The organism is Wolbachia endosymbiont of Zygogramma bicolorata (genome assembly GCF_051130665.1).
Classification (GTDB): domain Bacteria; phylum Pseudomonadota; class Alphaproteobacteria; order Rickettsiales; family Anaplasmataceae; genus Wolbachia.
Genome location: NZ_CP149530.1, coordinates 763,015 through 778,621, shown reverse-complemented (window position 1 = coordinate 778,621; position 15,607 = coordinate 763,015). Strand labels below are relative to the sequence as shown.

Below are 15,607 nucleotides of genomic sequence, written 5' to 3'. Positions count from 1 at the left end.
GCGCGTGACGCTGGAATCTAGTCTTTATTATGCAGCCACTTATTTAAAGTTAAGTTTTCTGGATCCAAGTAGTCAGGGCACTGGGATGACACCTTGACGATTTGAAGAATCGTCATCCCGCTACTTGTTAGCGGCTAAGAGATACCGCGGCGGTATGACGTAGGGACTCCGCCAACAATATTGGAAGAAATCTGAAACTTGAGAAAACTATTTCCCGAAAGCTTCTACAAAAAGAACAGAGAGTTGAATTTATTTATAGAGCTAGTGATCAAATAACCATATGTCTCGATGAATAACATATGGGAGAGCTAATGGGCAACAAGAAATTAATAGTTTGTATTCGTTGTAGTTATGAAGTGAATAGATTAGCAGAGTTGTATCTATTAGATGCATATGAAAAATTAGTGTTAAGTAAACCAATAAAAGTGAGCAAAAAGGAAGAAAACTCTGAATGTAAGAAAGTAGATTTGAGGAGGGTTAAATGGTAACAGTTAGATTATATGCAAGAGTTTCTTCAGGGAGACAAGCACAAGAAGGTACAATAGCAAGTCAAATTGCTGCTATAGAGAATCAAATTAGTATGGACGGACATAAATTATTAAATGAATATAAATTTATTGATAATGGTTCTAATATAATCCGTCCTGGTTTAGAAAAATTACGTGATAAAATAGCAGAAGGTAGCATTGATAAGGTTTATATTCATTCTCCTGATCGTTTATCTCGCAAGTATGCATATCAGATGGTATTACTTGAAGAGTTCAAGAAACTAGGAGTAGAAGTCATTTTTTTAAATTAGCGATAATCCAGAATCTCAATTACTATTACAAATGCAAGGTATGATAGCAGAATATGAACGTGCAAAAATCATGGAAGGAAGCTGCCGAGGAAAGATTTATGCAGCCAATAAGGGTTATATAAGTGTAATGAGAGCTGCTCCTTATGGCTATCATTATATAAATAAAAATACAGAGACAGGACAAGCCTTATTTGAAATTTATGAAGAAGAAGCTAAAGTTGTGCGTAAAGTATTTTTTTGGGTAGGAAGAGAAAGAGCGAGTATAGGAGAAGTATGTCGTGGGCTAAGTGCTATGTCCGTTATGACGCGAACAGGAAAATAATATTGGGATAGGGCTGTAGTTTTGAGTATGTTAAAAAACTCTGCTTATAGAGGACAAGCAGCTTTTGGTAAAACAAGGTTAGGCGTAAAATTAAAATATATAAGACCAAAAAAAACTCCTGCGAGCAACCAAAAGATAATTATTCTACTTATCCTGTTCCAAAAGAGGATTGGATTTATATTAAAGTACCTAGTATAGTAAACGAAGATTTATTTGATATAGTTCAAGAACAATTAGCAGAGAATAGAAAAATAGCAAGAACAAGACAAAGAGGAGCAAGATATTTATTGCAAGGTTTAGTAGTATGTAAGCTTTGTAATTATGCATATTATGGTACTAGCACTGCAAGGAATAAGGAGGGAAAAAAACTAATAATCAGGTGTATTATCGTTGTATTGGCACGCCGTTTTGGTGGTAATAAAATGTGTAACAACAAATTAATTCGTACAGATACATTAGACATAGCTGTGTGGGAAGAAGTAAAGCATCTATTAAAAAATCCGAATAGAATATTAGAGGAGTATAAACGAAGACTTTCAGAACTTACCACTAGATCAAAAAAGCGCTTTGCTTGAAGCACAAGAAGATAAATTAAAACGTGGTATTGCAAGGTTAATTGATAGTTATGTTCAAGAATATATTGATCAAGAAGAATTTGAGCCAAGAATTAAATCAATGAAACAAAACTTAAAAATGGTTGAAGAACAAAAGAAAAAAACATTTGATCAGAAAAAACTCACACAAGAGTTCACTCTAGTAGTAACAAATTTAGAGGGATTTTCCTCTAGTATTAACTCAAGTCTTGATAATGCAGACTGGCTAACTAAACGTGATATTATTAGAACGTTAGTTAAGCGAATTGAGATTAATTTTGAGGATGTGAACATCGTGTTTAGAGTGAAAGAGCTTCCAGACTCTTCTCATGGGGAGAAAAATCAATACTTGCAATGTTGTTGTAGGGGTAGTCATCCCGCTACTTGTTAGCGGGATCTAGAGATACTGCGGCGGTATGACGTGTTGCTTGGGTCAGCTATACCTTTTTTCTACTTAGTTTGGGTTATGCAAGAAGTCTATTATAATCAGGCTTTAAGTTTGCGGAAGTAATTTTTTGCATTAGAGTAAAAAATTTTTTCTATAGCTAATCAAAGTGGGATCAAGAGAAACTTATACCAAATCTCATAAATAAGTAGGCAAATAACTCACAGAACAAATGGTTTTGATCGAACTTTCCGTAATATTACGAATGAATGCACATACAGTATCCTCCAATAAACTAACAGAGTCATATATTCTATTTTTAATGAGATTGTCTTTCAAATATTGCCATAAACGCTCTACTGGATTTAACTCTGGTGAATATGGAGGTAAATAGATTAAGGTAATATTTTGTGGTATTTTTAAACCTTTGGATCTATGCCATCCTGCACAATCCACAACAAGAAATGCCTCCCTTGTTCCTAAATATTGTGACATCTGCTCAAGGAATATATTCATACAATCAGTATTGACGTTTGGTACGAATAAGCTAGAACTCTCTCGATTTCTAGGATTAACTGCACTATAGAGATAAAAGTTTTGCCTACCTAATTTTACCTTAACCTGTGTCCTAATGCCTTTTTTAAACCACCCGTGTCCAATCTTTGAATGTGTGCCAAACCGCGACTCATCGAAGAAAAATAGCTCTTTTTCGGGATACGTGACAATAGTTTCATTAAGATTTTTTTTTAAACTCTTCTTGTTTATTTTTATCCTGTTTATTGTGCACAGGCCTTGGAGTAATATACGAAAAACCTAACTTTTGCATCAGTCTATGTGCTGTAGACTTACTTACCTCAATAGAAAACATTTTCTCAATTATGATTTTTAATTTCTTAGCCGTTAGGTTGGCTCCTTCTTCTGCTATGACATTTTTAATTTCTTCTTGCTGCTTGTAGCTCAACTTCGGCTTTACTCCACGTCCTGGTTGTATTTTAAACGCATTGACTCCTCCTTCCTTAAATCTTGTAATCCACTTCATCAATGTAGTTCTAGTAATTCGGTATATTTGAGCAACTTTTGTTATTCCATATTCTTTTGCAGATATTATTGCCTGTAATCTTCTTCCTATCTCTCCTCTTATGCCGTGCTTCTTTAATTCCAGGTTACACTTATTATATAATTCTTCTCCTATTGCTTTACTTTTTCCTGCCATAACTCCCCACTAATTCTTAAATTATTCTATTTTAGAAATTTTTCTTTATTCCTCTATTTATTTTTAGGAATTGGTATAACAAGCACTTCATCTGAGGAAAGGTTAAACTCAATACCAAGTGTTGCTGAAGAAAATAATAATCTACAAAAAGAGAATGAGAATCAAATGCAACCAGAGCAAACTGCACCAGAAGAGCCACAGGTGCAAGAAAGTGTAAACTCAGATGGTCAAGCAAATCCAGATCAAGTTAAGGAGGAGTTATCCCAGGTGTCATTACAGCAGGTAACTGAAGCCAGAGGAGAAGAATCAAAGATCCCAGTGTCACGCACTGGGATGACAGATGATGACCACACAAAGGATCCAGTGAAATCTGAAGAAAAAAAGGACAAAAAAAATACCATTACAACTGTGCAGAAACTTCCTGTGAATGAGAAAAAGGGTGAAGATATTCCACTTAAACAACCCAATAACAGAAATCTTCACGTTGCACTCGTAGCAGGTTGTGCTCTCTCTACAATAGGGTGCATTGTTGCAGGAGCAATGACATCAGGACTGGTAGGAGCAGGACTACTTGCTATGGCTGCAGTGTTTGCTATAGCAGCAGTAGCTGAATTGCATTCAAACTTCCTATCAAGTAAATTAACATCCATTAATGTGGAACCTCTTGTTGATGATAAAAAGCTTACAGCATGTTCACATCTGTAAAAATTAAATATGTGTTACTTGTAGTGGATAAGTGAATTCAGTTCTTGCCTATTGATATAAAAGTTGTTATATTTGAGGAATATTTAAAGGGTATTTAGTTGATGCGCATTCAATTGAATAAAGTTTTGGTTTTTATAGCCTTATTAAGTTTCATTTTTGCATCATATTCTAGCGAAGCTTCGGTGAGTGATGAATTAAAGGATGTACAAGAAACGGTAAAAGATTTTATTTCTTCATTTTCAATTAAAGATACTGTAGAAAATACGAGTCCTTCAACAATCATAGGGTTGTGTATAGCTGCGGTGATACTTGCAGTAGTGTTCAGAGGTCTAATCTTTTTTATGATAATGTTTGGTGTACTGATCATGATGTTTGGTAGTACAGAAAAGGCAACAGACTACTTAAAAGAAAAATTTAATTTTGCAAAAGATATAAAATTACAATCCGATAGCGAAAAAAAAGATAAAAATTAAGATAGTATTTTTATCTTTTTTAATTATCTTTATTGAATACGCATATGCAGCTAAAAGTACAAGCAATTAACTCTAAGTTTGAAAAAAAGAACAACTTAGCATTACTAGAGAGCATTGATTTAGATTTCATTCCTTATGCTTGTCATTACAATGAAGAAACTATACTAACAAAACAGGGAGAGTTGTTAAAAATAATCAAGTTAGAAGATTATTCTTCTGTTGATAATTACAGCGACCTTAGAACTGAAATTAGAAAAAGCATATCAAAAAATATTAATAGCCTATATTTTACCGTTTGGATTCATACTGTCCGAAAGCGCAATAAATTGAGCTTAAAATGGAATAAAACTGAAGACTTCTCTGATAAGCTACATTCAGCGCGGTTTGATAAACTTATTGATAGTAAATTACAGTATATAAATGAATTATATATTGTAATATTGTTTAGCGATTTTGGTAAGCATACTAATAATTCATTTTTTTTTAATAGAATAAAGAATAAGCATAAGCTGTCTTTACAGGAAAGCCACCAGGAGTTGCAAAAGATAACTGACTTAATTCACGATGATTTAGGACCTTTTGGAGCTAAAAAACTGGGTCTAAGATTTAGTGAAGGTAAAATATATTCTGAAATGATAGAATTTCTCCACTATATTGTTACATTAACGCACAAAGATTATCCAATACATGAAAGGGACCTGTCGCAATATATTAGAAATTTTAAAATAGCTTTTGGTTTCAATACGTTTCAGACAATCTTTGAAAATCAACAGAAATTTGGCTCTGTTTTCAGCATAAAGGAATACCGAGAAATCTCCTTAGGCAATATAGATAGGTGCTTGCAGCTTGAATCTGAATTTATCATTACAGAAATAATGATATTTACTAGTAATAGTAAGGCAATAAAAGAATTTAATAAACAAATTAACATGCTGCAAATTAGTGAGGATAATACCTTACTTAAAAGCTCAGGAATTGAAGAAATAATAGAGCTTGAAAAGACCTCTAGTCTAGACTTCTGCCAACAGAAAATTATTTTTACAATATTTGCAGACGATAGGAATAAGTTAGCCGAAAATATTAGTGATTTATCTTCTATAATGTCATTAATTGGCTTCATGATATTTAGAACTGATCTACATATGGAAAGTCATTTTTGGGCACAACTTCCGGGCAATTTTACCTTTATTACACAACCGAAAAATATATTAGTAAAATATGCTTGCAGTTTTGCTATGCTGCATGATTTTACGTCAGGTACATTAAAAGGAGGAAGGTGGAAAGAAGCGGTAACAGTTTTTTTCTCAAAAGAAGGAAATCCTTACTTCTTTAATTTCTATGGAAAAAGAAATAATGGCCATACTACGATACTTGGAGCTCCAAATTCAGGCAGAACTTCACTCATTAATTTCCTATTATCAGAATCAAGAAAGTTTAACCCAAGAATTGTCATATTGGATAACACTGGAAAGTCGATAATTTTTACTAAAGCAGTGAGTGGTAAATATTATATAATCGATCCGAAGTATAAGGACAAAAGCCTAAAATTTAATCCACTAAACATTGAAGATAGTGCTTCCAATCGCAATATGTTGGTTGAACTGATCAAAAGAATGGTAGCCGATACGAGCTTGGTGGACGTAGAAGAAAAGATAAGAAAAATTGTGGATTCTATATTTGCTATACCCAAGGAGTCACGTTCTATTGCGCAAATTTCTGAGGTGCTTTTGCTCCTCGGGGGTAAAATAAGTAGATGGTGTGACGGTGGTGAGTTTGCTTACTTATTTCAAGATGGTAATGAATCAGATATTGACTGGGAAACAAAAATTATATCTCTCAACACCGCAAACCTCACAAAACGAAAAGAATGTATATCCGTGATACTTTACTATTTTTTATATTCTTTTGAGGCAAAATGTGATGGCTCGCCTGCAATACTTGTTTTGGATGAAGCATGGGAGATAAGTAATATCTTTCCTACAGAGAAAGAGTTTGATAACTGGATGCAAAGAATGACGGAACTAAATGTTGTAGTAATCCTAAGTACTGAAAACTTAAACCTCGCATTTGCTAGCAAATTTACTCAATATTTAGATAAACATGTTGATACAAGGATCTTGATGCCAAACGTCAATGCAAATAGGTTATACATGAAAGCATTTTCTTTATCGAAAGAGGAGCTGAATATAATTCTGCAGACGCCAACACAGGAAGGTTTATTTTTGATAAAGCAGTATAAAGGGTTAGTAACTTTAAATTTAGATTTAAAGAATATGCAAGAAATACATGTACTTTCAGCTAACAAAGAGACGATAAAGTATATGTACGAGGCAATAAAGGAAAAAGGGGAAGAAGTTAATGAGTGGTTACCGGTGTTTTATGAAAAGTGTAAAGCTTAAAGCTAATTTTTTTTTCCTAGTACTAATTTTGCTAATTGCAAGTAATGGATATTCTGATACCTGTGGAAAGATACGTTTTCACACTGAAGCTGAAGCTGCGGCTAACAAAACTGGAAAAGGCTTAGCAAATTTTTTTACCTTTAATTGGAGCAATCTAGATTTTGATGAAAAGTTATTACAATACATTAGAGTCACAGCAATAAAAGACCAAGGAATTGATGGTTATTTCAATCCAAGGATTCAAGTCTGTGATTACGAAGGAAAAGATAACTGCTATCAATTAGGTAACGGAACATCCTGCCGCCAAATATATGGAACACAGACAAGTGGAGCTGGAGTTTCTGCAGCAGTTTTTATCGACTGGGAAGGAGATAAAATGTTAGGTGATGGAAAAATTAAGGAAGGAATTGCAAAAGGTCTCGAGTGGGAGTGGGTAGATAATGTTACTGATGAAGAAAAAAGGAAATTTGCTAATTCTCCTAAAATATGTGCTTGTAGCCAAAAAGCGGCTTGTATAAGTGGTATTTTTGAATGGGCTGATAAAGTAGGTGAAGGAGCAAGTATTTTTCGCCCTGGAAGAATGGAAAATGTTTGTGATACTTGCTACCAAGAGAAAATAAAATGTGCTCCTATTCCACTTGCACCTGCCCCCCCTCCGTTTTGTGAACAACTTGCGATGTCGCCTCCACAAGTTAGAATTGTTCCTATAACAGATAAAGATAATGATTACTTTAACCCTAAAGTTAAGGTAATAGCTGGTGATCTAATAGAAGAAGACGGAAAGATTGGAAAAGCATTAGATTTTCCCAGAAAATACAAAAAAGATAAAGCTAAGGAACGCCCTACTTCGGATGAAGTTAGGAAGCATTCTATTTTGGATAAAGATGGCACGACACATTACTTCAAAACTTATAGAGAAAAAGATAAGCTCTGTGCTGAATACCATGGAACTCAAAGTATAGATGAAAAAAATCCACAGTTCGTCCGCTGTTTCCCGGCACCACCTGCTCCGGAGCCTGAGGTAGTAGAGATAGTAAAAAGTAACACGCCTGGAAAGCAGAGTAACACGTTAAAGATAAGAATGAAGATGAGTGAGAACACTTGTACTTATGAAGCACGTGGAACCTACAGCAATGGTTTATGTACTTTTAATGTTAATGCTGGTTCTTCTACAAACATTGGCCCTCTATCTTTAAAGGTAGTAAAACCGAGAATAGTTAAAAAAACAACTGATAGTAATAACGAAAAAAGTTATATTGATAATATTATAGAAGGTATATTAGAAAGTAATCCGCAACAATTTAAAGTTCTGAAAAAATATGGCTATGTTCCTGATATTGAAACGGAATGTAAAGAGTTTCAGGGAGATAAGTGCAAATTGAACAGCTTAGGACAACCAGAAGTAGAAATAAAATATAAAGAAAATTCTAACAGTAGAATGCTTTGTCTTTCTGGATGGCAGCCAGAACCAGAAGAGTTTGTTCTTGAAAGAGAAAATAAAATAATACCACTAAAATTAATGGGAACAAAATATATTCAATACAATGCTGTTTACTCAAAGGAATCAAATCAGTTCTATTATCTTCCAAGCAAGGAAAGGGAAACAGTCGACCTCTTAAAAATAAAAAGACTTCAAGATCAGTTGGATAAAATAATATTTAATAAGCAAGGGTATGTTTTCTTCCCTGACGACAATAAACAGGAAAAGGGGAAATGCAGTTACTGCGTGGATTACGATAAAGACATAGATGAAAAATTTATAAATAACAAAGTCAAAGTAGTATATAAGTTGATAGATGTAGAGCATAGAGAAAAATGTAATCAAGGTGATGATGGTTGCATCTGCTCTGATGGAAAATGCAGCCGTTCAAAACAATATTTGAATAAAAATGAAAATGATAAGCCATTCTACTTAAGGTATGAGGAAGTGGATTGTAAAGATAAGGATGGTAAAGTATTAAGAGATGAAAAAAATGAAGTACAAAAGTGTACACAATTAAAAGATCAACTGATTAAAGCAGATAGAACAGAGGTCTTTTACGCTGATAAATTGTGTAGGTTCGATTTAGAAGGTTTAAAAAAGAAAGTAAAAGAAAAATTAAAAGAGATAATCAAGGAACAGCTGAAAAATAAGAAACCAGATCTTGAAAAAAATAATGAAAAATCCTATGATCCTGAAAGTAAAGATGTTTATACAGATGACTTATCAATAATGTTTGACCGTGTTGAAATAGAAGCATGGGGAAGTGGTGAAGCAGGTCATATAAAAGATACACCTATTAACTGCGAATCTTCTGTATGTTCCACTGAAAGTAGAGCAGGAATGCCAGGCGATTATATTAAAGCTAAACTGAAAATTGACCCTAATTATCCTGTAATTAAGGTGAAAGTTACAGAGGGAGGGGGTAACCAGGAAAATAACTCCTCAGATAAGGACGGAGGACCTATTTTTATAAAAATGTGTCGTTCAGACAAACAAGATTGCAAGTCATTAATCACTGTTGCAGGTGGAGGTATGTATAGAACATATGGTCCTGAACGTACAAGTTATCGGGACACAATAATTCATGAACCGAGTTTAGAGTTAGAGAAAATAGTCATACCAGCAAGTGCATTGAAGTCTACTGAAAATAATAAAATAACATATATAGAAGATGGTCAAGTCAAGTATGAAATAATAGAGTGTGGAAGTGGTTTGAGAAGCAGTAAACCTGGTGCAGGTGGTTGCATTTATAAAAGCAAAGAAATTTATGGTAAAGGCTCTCCAGGGTATGTGAAGATTAGACCTATTACAAAGGAATTTGACAAAGAAGAAATAAATGATGCTATTGAAAAAGTGACAAGAGATCTATATGATCTTGAAGCTATGACTGATTTTTCGACGAAGGACCTTAATGTGAATATAAGAGAGAAAGTTGAAGAGGAAATCAAAAAAGAATTGTTAAGGTAAAAAGATATAACTCTGAAAATTATGCTCTTGTTTTAATAATTAATTAAAACAAAGCATGTAGTAAATGGTGTATCTTAACAAAAAGGTATAACGAATGGTAACCGTTCACGGATTGTGAGAATGAATTAAAGAACTAAGCAGTGACAGCTACTAGATTCTGTAGCTTTTGAAAGGGGTTCTGGCCATTGAGACGTGATGTCAAAAATATCGACAACATTCTTTCCACGAATCTTTCTCCACGTTCTGACCAGGTGAAAAAGCTGTTTTTACGATAAATTACGTACCGTCTAATTTGCCGTTCTGCAAGGTTATTAGTTGTTTCTATCACTTCAGGTTTTCTTAAAAACTTCCACATCATATCCTCAGATCGTAACATCTTAGCGGCCATTCTTGAAGCTTGAGTGCTATTTGCAACCCTCGTCATTTTACGTAAAAAATGTTTTACCCTTTTCCGAATTTTTCGCACCAGTCGATAAAATCTCAAATTATCTATCAAATTTTGTTTTTTTGCCTTATCTACTACAAACACCTTATTGCTGAGCGATTTTAGTGCTTGGCCAATTTTGCTCACTTCAACATTTTTACTATGGGCAAATCTCTCAAAATCTCTTGCCAGATGTGCCCAACATATCTGTCTATTTTCACGATTGAAGTAATTGTATACAGCGTATCTATCGCTCACAAATATACCATCATATTCTGGCAGTAAACTCTTCAACACCTTCTTACCACGAGACTCGCTTACCTTCAGAAGTGTCAACGCTTTGTTTGTTATTACCCAACTCCAGCCTCTCTTTCCTTGATTTCTGTGCCCTGTTTCGTCTATATGCAAATACTCGCTTCCTTGCAACTCTTCCTTCATTTTCTCATATTCAGATGCACACTTCTTCGATACCCTGCGTTCAGTATTTGAGACTAAACCAAGGCTTATATTTAGATTAAAAATACTGCCCAAAATTTGCTGTACCTCTCTTTTTGAGTTAATAAAAAAGCCGCTAAGGCTGCTTATAACTGTTTTAGCATTGGGTCCTAGAAAATCTCTTGCAACACCTTCGGGTAAATTTGCTGTAATTCTTTTATTACATACTCTACAATGTCCTCTTTGCAACCTGTACTCAGTTACAATTGGCTTAATTTCTGGCAACTCTGCCTTCTGATGAATAATTTCATCTTCTAAAGTAATCTTACCTCCACACATACAAATTGTATCAATTGTGCATCTCACTACCTCGTCTGCAGCCATTAATTCACGCTTATGCACCTTATGTCCTGGCTGACCTCCTGGTTTTTTATCACTTTTCTTTTTTGCTTTCTTACGATATATATCTCGTGATGGTGGCAGCGATGAATTTTGCGAATTTAAGCCCAATTTGTCTTCTAATTCAACTATTTTTGCTTTCAAGCTATCATTTTCTCTGATCAGTGCTTTTATTTCTTCCTTGAGATTAGCGTTTTCTGCTACAACCTTTTCTTGCAGCACTGTTGTCATTTACCCATTCCATATTTAGCTTCCTATCTCTTTACACTTTTATACTTACTTTGTAAACCACCTTATCTCCGTGAACGGTTACTAAACGCATTGACTCCTCCTTCCTTAAATCTTGTAATCCACTTCATCAATGTAGTTCTAGTAATTCGGTATATTTGAGCAACTTTTGTTATTCCATATTCTTTTGCAGATATTATTGCCTGTAATCTTCTTCCTATCTCTCCTCTTATGCCGTGCTTCTTTAATTCCAGGTTACACTTATTATATAATTCTTCTCCTATTGCTTTACTTTTTCCTGCCATAACTCCCCACTAATTCTTAAATTATTCTATTTTAGAAATTTTTCTTTATTCCTCTATTTATTTTTAGGAATTGGTATAAGTATGTATTTACTGCCTACCTTATTTTGGTTAGCATATGCATAAAACTGTGGGCTTAATATGTATCACATTTTAAAATACAAAGATTATGAACCAAAAATAGACGAAAGTGCTTTCATCGCAGGTGGTTCGCATATCATAGGCAAGGTTGAAATAGGAAAAGATGCGAGCATCTGGTTTAATTGTGTGGTCAGAGGGGACGTTGGATCAATAAAAATAGGTGATGGAACAAATATTCAAGATGGAACGGTAATTCATGTGGATAGAAACCCAGGTGGTGATACAACTATTGGCAATATGGTAACAGTGGGACATTTTTGTATGTTGCATGCATGTATGGTGCATGATAAAGCGTTTATTGGTATGGGCTCTACCGTGATGGACCATGCAGTTGTGGAGCCTGAAGCTATGGTAGCTGCTGGCTCGCTAGTGACACATGGAAAAGTAATAAAAAGTGGGGAAATATGGGCTGGCAGGCCAGCAAAGTTCTTCAAAAAAATGTCGAATGAAGAAATTAAACATATTACACAATCAGCACAAAATTATATTATGCTAATGAAGGAATATAAAAATTAAAGTTCGCGTGAGGCTAATTTATACTACCAACCCTATTGAGGGACTGCATAGACAGATTAGAAAATTCACTAAAACTAAGGGCTCATTTACTAGCTTGTACAAACAGGTATATTGTGCTATAAAAAAGGCAGAGCAAAATTGGACTATCCTAATTGGGCTTTAACTATATCTCAACTTGATATTTTCTTTCCTGGTAGATTGAAAATTGAGTTGAGTTAAAAATGCGGTTTGACACACTTTTTTGAACATTTCCTTATTGCCTGTTTTTACAATTTTGAATTGATTCCTTAGGTTATGCAAGAGGTCTATTGAGCAAATCCAATAATATCCTTGATTTCTTTTATATTATGGGTTGCAATTTCTGCTGCTTTCTTTGTACCTTTTTTTAATATTTCATGTAAATGGAATTGGTCTTTTAAAAGATCATTCATTCTCTCACGTATGGGTGATATAACACTGATAATTAAATCAGCTAACTCTTTTTTGAAGTGCTTCATGTCATGTTTGTTCACTTCTTCACACACTTTTTCCACACTTAAATTACTAAGCACTGAATAAATGTTTATCAAATTGCTTATCTCTGGTCGGCACTCTAAAGTAGCAAAATCAAAGCCTAGAATTGAATCTGTTTTTGCTTTTTCTATTTTTTTAACAATTAAGTCATCTGTATCATCAAGGTTAATGCACGAATGTTCTGAAGGGTCAGATTTACTCATCTTGCTTGTACCATCTCTTAAGCTCATTATTCTTGATGTGCAATCCAAAGTTAAGATTTCAGGTACGATGAAATAATCCAGTTTATAATGATTGTTAAAAGCTGATGCAATATCACGTGCAAGCTCCAAATGCTGTTTTTGATCATCACCAACAGGAACGTATTTAGTTTGATACAACAATATATCTGCAGCCATAAGTACTGGATAACTATATAATCCAAGAGAGGCTTTTTGTTTATCGCCGCCAGCTTTATCTTTAAATTGAGTCATGCGATTAAGCCAACCAATTGGTGTATAGCACCCAAGCAGCCAGCCCAGTTCTGCATGACCACTAACCGTGGACTGATTAAAAATAATGGACTTTTCTGGATCTATTCCACATGCAATATAAGCTGCTGCTGTTTTGAAAATATTACTTTTTAATTCACTTGCGGGAAGCTTATTTGCTGTGATTGCATGTAGGTCGACAATACAAAAAAGAGATTTGTATTTATCCTGTAAGTCTATCCACTGTTTGATTGAACCAAGATAATTACCTAAATGTAGTACGCCACTTGGCTGGATACCTGAAAAGACAATACTTGTCATTATACATTTACCTCATGCTAATCGCTTCCACAATCAGCAGATTTCTTAGAAAGAATAACCATTGCAGGACGGAGCAACCTATTTTTGATAGTATAACCAGTCTGTAGTACTTCTATAATAGTGCCAGGCTCTTTTTCATTGTCTTCTCTTTCCACAACAGCTTGGTGTAAATTACTATCAAAAAGCTCACCAAGTGGATCTACTTCCTCTATTCCATGTTTTTTTAGATCATTTATAATTTTTTGATAAGCTACTTTAATCCCCTCATGAACAGGATCACCGTCTTTCAAAATTTCCATTACTTTTTTTAAATTGTCGCACGAGTCGATCATATCACGTGCAAATTTTGTGACTGCATAGTCACTTGCATCGCTAATTTGCTTTTGCATTATACGTTTGACGTTTTCATTATCTGCAACAGCACGGCGTAAATGATCTTCAAGCTGAGCTGCACGTTCTTTTAATGTATTAAGGTCTTCATTTAAATCATCATTTTGTTGGTCGTTACCTTTCTGCCTATTTACCATATCGGCAAATTTCCTCTTTTTTTCTTTACTGCTGTCTGACATATCACTATCCTTAAGAATCTAATAAATATATAGCAATTAATTCGAAAATATCAAGCACCAGCTACATTTGTCTTTCTATGCTCGCATTTAAAAAGTCAATTAAAGTAATTTTATAAAAAGAATCAGAAAAAGTACTAATATCATTTTGTGCCATATTAATGTAGTGCCTAGCTTTTTCCATAGAAAGCTGAATGGCATTATGGTGATTAATATAGTGTAATGCTTGGTCAAAATTGTGTCTAGCTGAAGAAAAGCATTTTTCCCAGAATTTTTGCTCTGCTGGACTGCCCTTTTCGTATGCTATAATAGCAGGTAAGGTGACTTTACCTTCGAAAAAGTCTTTTCCGACTTGTTTTCCAGAAGTGCCTTGATTAGCAGTATAATCGAGCATATCATCAACTATTTGAAATGCCATACCAAAATTAAAACCAAAATTCTTTAGCCTCTCTGTTTCGTCATTTGTTGCACCAGATACTGTAGATGCAGCTTCACAGCATGCAGAAAATAAAGATGCTGTCTTTTCTCCAATGATATCAAAATAATTTTCCCTGACTGTGTGGGGGTCAAAACGTTTTGTCATCTGCTTTATTTCACCCTTCACAAGTAAATGCGATGCTTTAGATAAAATAGAGAGAATATTTAAATTTCCACACTCTATAAGCCATCTAAATGCTAGAGTCAACAATAGATCACCAACTAAAATGCTTGATTTATTTCCCCAAATCTTATTCGCTGTTTTAACTCCATGGCGTGCCTCACTTTCATCGAGCACATCATCATGAAGTAAAGTAGCATTGTGTATAAACTCTACCGATGCAGCAACGTTGATCCTATCCTCCCCAGAATAGTTTAGCATTTTACATATAATAAAAACTAGTTTAGGCCTTATTTTTTTTCCACCTGAACTAACAAGATGAGATATAATATCAGTAGCAAGCTTAGCACCTTCATCATTGACATTTTTGAAGATAAAGTCCTTCATAGCTGATAAATCAGAAGATACGACATCGTCTAATTTACCATTATTTGTTAAATCAGTATTTAGCATTTTAAAGAGACTTATGCTTCTTGTCCCTGTGCTTTCTCGTTCTCTACTTTCTTCTTTTCTGTTTTCTTTGGTTCTGTTTCTAAAGTTACTATGCCTTTTTTAATGAACCATAGTACTCTTTCAGTTGCTTGCGCGCCTACGCTTAGCCAATGTTTTAATCTATCAGCCTTCACCACAACACGATTTTTATTGTCTTTTGGTAACATTGGATCATATTGTCCTATTTTCTCAATAAAACGCCCATCTCTTGGTGCTCGTGAATCAGCTACAACTATCCTATAAAAAGGGCGTTTCTTTGCGCCAAACCTTGCCAACCTTATTTTAACTACCATGTTAACCTTTATTCATATATTAGTCACAATTTTATACAATGAGCCGTTTTAAGTCAAATGAATTATACAA

At 34.3% G+C, this 15,607-nt stretch carries 17 protein-coding genes and 1 pseudogene; 11 read left to right on the top strand and 7 right to left on the bottom strand.

Features of this window, described 5'->3' with window-relative positions:
* The first annotated feature begins 311 nt into the window (after positions 1 to 311).
* From WKH12_RS03680 to WKH12_RS03660, 5 genes are all read left to right on the top strand, one after another.
* Complete coding sequence (locus WKH12_RS03680) at positions 312 to 488, top strand: hypothetical protein (RefSeq protein ID WP_264687851.1); 177 nt, start codon at positions 312 to 314, stop codon at positions 486 to 488.
* A complete protein-coding gene (locus tag WKH12_RS03675; RefSeq protein WP_264328686.1) occupies positions 482 to 799 on the top strand; it encodes a recombinase family protein in 318 nt (105 codons plus the stop codon). The genes WKH12_RS03680 and WKH12_RS03675 overlap by 7 nt, the downstream gene beginning before the upstream one ends.
* Positions 800 to 839: 40 nt before the next feature.
* Positions 840 to 1,121, top strand: a complete 282-nt coding sequence (locus tag WKH12_RS03670; RefSeq protein ID WP_434732036.1) for a serine integrase family protein — start codon at positions 840 to 842, stop codon at positions 1,119 to 1,121.
* Positions 1,122 to 1,408: 287 nt separating this feature from the next.
* A complete protein-coding gene (locus WKH12_RS03665) occupies positions 1,409 to 1,696 on the top strand; it encodes a recombinase zinc ribbon domain-containing protein (RefSeq protein ID WP_253307215.1) in 288 nt (95 codons plus the stop codon).
* The gene (locus WKH12_RS03660; protein ID WP_434732035.1) at positions 1,689 to 2,105 is read left to right on the top strand and encodes a hypothetical protein; all 417 of its coding nucleotides are present in this window, start codon (positions 1,689 to 1,691) and stop codon (positions 2,103 to 2,105) included. Before WKH12_RS03665 ends, WKH12_RS03660 begins: the two co-directional genes overlap by 8 nt.
* Before the next feature lie 192 nt (positions 2,106 to 2,297).
* Here WKH12_RS03660 and WKH12_RS03655 read toward each other — a convergent pair.
* Positions 2,298 to 3,312, bottom strand: a protein-coding gene (locus WKH12_RS03655; RefSeq protein WP_434732009.1) for an IS630 family transposase whose coding sequence is annotated in 2 segments (ribosomal slippage) — positions 2,298 to 2,846 and positions 2,848 to 3,312 — 1,014 coding nt in all. Because the reading frame shifts where the segments join, the coding sequence is not laid out codon by codon here.
* Between the two features lie 165 nt (positions 3,313 to 3,477).
* Between WKH12_RS03655 and WKH12_RS03650 the strand changes: the two genes are divergently transcribed.
* The 4 genes from WKH12_RS03650 to WKH12_RS03635 all read left to right on the top strand — a co-directional run bounded on the left by WKH12_RS03650 (position 3,478) and on the right by WKH12_RS03635 (position 9,839).
* Entirely contained in the window at positions 3,478 to 4,017 is a 540-nt protein-coding gene (locus WKH12_RS03650; protein WP_434732034.1) for a hypothetical protein, read from the top strand.
* A gap of 101 nt (positions 4,018 to 4,118) precedes the next feature.
* Positions 4,119 to 4,490 (top strand): hypothetical protein, encoded by a 372-nt coding sequence (locus tag WKH12_RS03645; RefSeq protein WP_434732647.1) that lies wholly within the window; start codon positions 4,119 to 4,121, stop codon positions 4,488 to 4,490.
* 44 nt (positions 4,491 to 4,534) lie between these two features.
* Positions 4,535 to 6,889, top strand: coding sequence for a VirB4 family type IV secretion/conjugal transfer ATPase (locus WKH12_RS03640; RefSeq protein ID WP_434732033.1), 2,355 nt, complete (start codon positions 4,535 to 4,537; stop codon positions 6,887 to 6,889).
* Complete coding sequence (locus tag WKH12_RS03635; RefSeq protein ID WP_434732032.1) at positions 6,870 to 9,839, top strand: hypothetical protein; 2,970 nt, start codon at positions 6,870 to 6,872, stop codon at positions 9,837 to 9,839. The genes WKH12_RS03640 and WKH12_RS03635 overlap by 20 nt, the downstream gene beginning before the upstream one ends.
* 133 nt (positions 9,840 to 9,972) lie before the next feature.
* Here the strand turns inward: WKH12_RS03635 and tnpC are convergent, their stop codons facing one another.
* A complete protein-coding gene (gene tnpC / locus WKH12_RS03630) occupies positions 9,973 to 11,328 on the bottom strand; it encodes an IS66 family transposase (RefSeq protein WP_434732010.1) in 1,356 nt (451 codons plus the stop codon).
* A 62-nt stretch (positions 11,329 to 11,390) separates the two neighbouring features.
* Positions 11,391 to 11,630: a helix-turn-helix domain-containing protein gene (locus tag WKH12_RS03625; protein ID WP_434732031.1), complete on the bottom strand. Its 240-nt coding sequence runs from the start codon at positions 11,628 to 11,630 to the stop codon at positions 11,391 to 11,393.
* A 138-nt stretch (positions 11,631 to 11,768) separates the two neighbouring features.
* Here WKH12_RS03625 and WKH12_RS03620 point away from each other — a divergent pair, with 138 nt between their 5' ends.
* Together WKH12_RS03620 and WKH12_RS03615 are read left to right on the top strand one after the other, a co-directional pair.
* Positions 11,769 to 12,284 (top strand): gamma carbonic anhydrase family protein, encoded by a 516-nt coding sequence (locus WKH12_RS03620; RefSeq protein WP_253307252.1) that lies wholly within the window; start codon positions 11,769 to 11,771, stop codon positions 12,282 to 12,284.
* A gap of 10 nt (positions 12,285 to 12,294) precedes the next feature.
* A pseudogene (locus WKH12_RS03615) lies at positions 12,295 to 12,503 on the top strand (IS256 family transposase); the annotation flags it as partial.
* An 86-nt stretch (positions 12,504 to 12,589) separates the two neighbouring features.
* On the opposite strand, the gene trpS reads toward WKH12_RS03615, so the two are convergent.
* The 4 genes from trpS to rpsP all read right to left on the bottom strand — a co-directional run bounded on the left by trpS (position 12,590) and on the right by rpsP (position 15,537).
* Positions 12,590 to 13,588, bottom strand: a complete 999-nt coding sequence (trpS, locus tag WKH12_RS03610; RefSeq protein ID WP_434732030.1) for a tryptophan--tRNA ligase — start codon at positions 13,586 to 13,588, stop codon at positions 12,590 to 12,592.
* Between the two features lie 17 nt (positions 13,589 to 13,605).
* Entirely contained in the window at positions 13,606 to 14,157 is a 552-nt protein-coding gene (locus WKH12_RS03605; RefSeq protein WP_434732029.1) for a nucleotide exchange factor GrpE, read from the bottom strand.
* Between the two features lie 61 nt (positions 14,158 to 14,218).
* Positions 14,219 to 15,205, bottom strand: a complete 987-nt coding sequence (locus WKH12_RS03600; RefSeq protein ID WP_434732028.1) for a polyprenyl synthetase family protein — start codon at positions 15,203 to 15,205, stop codon at positions 14,219 to 14,221.
* Between the two features lie 11 nt (positions 15,206 to 15,216).
* A complete protein-coding gene (gene rpsP, locus WKH12_RS03595; RefSeq protein ID WP_253307256.1) occupies positions 15,217 to 15,537 on the bottom strand; it encodes a 30S ribosomal protein S16 in 321 nt (106 codons plus the stop codon).
* Between the last annotated feature and the right edge of the window lie 70 nt (positions 15,538 to 15,607).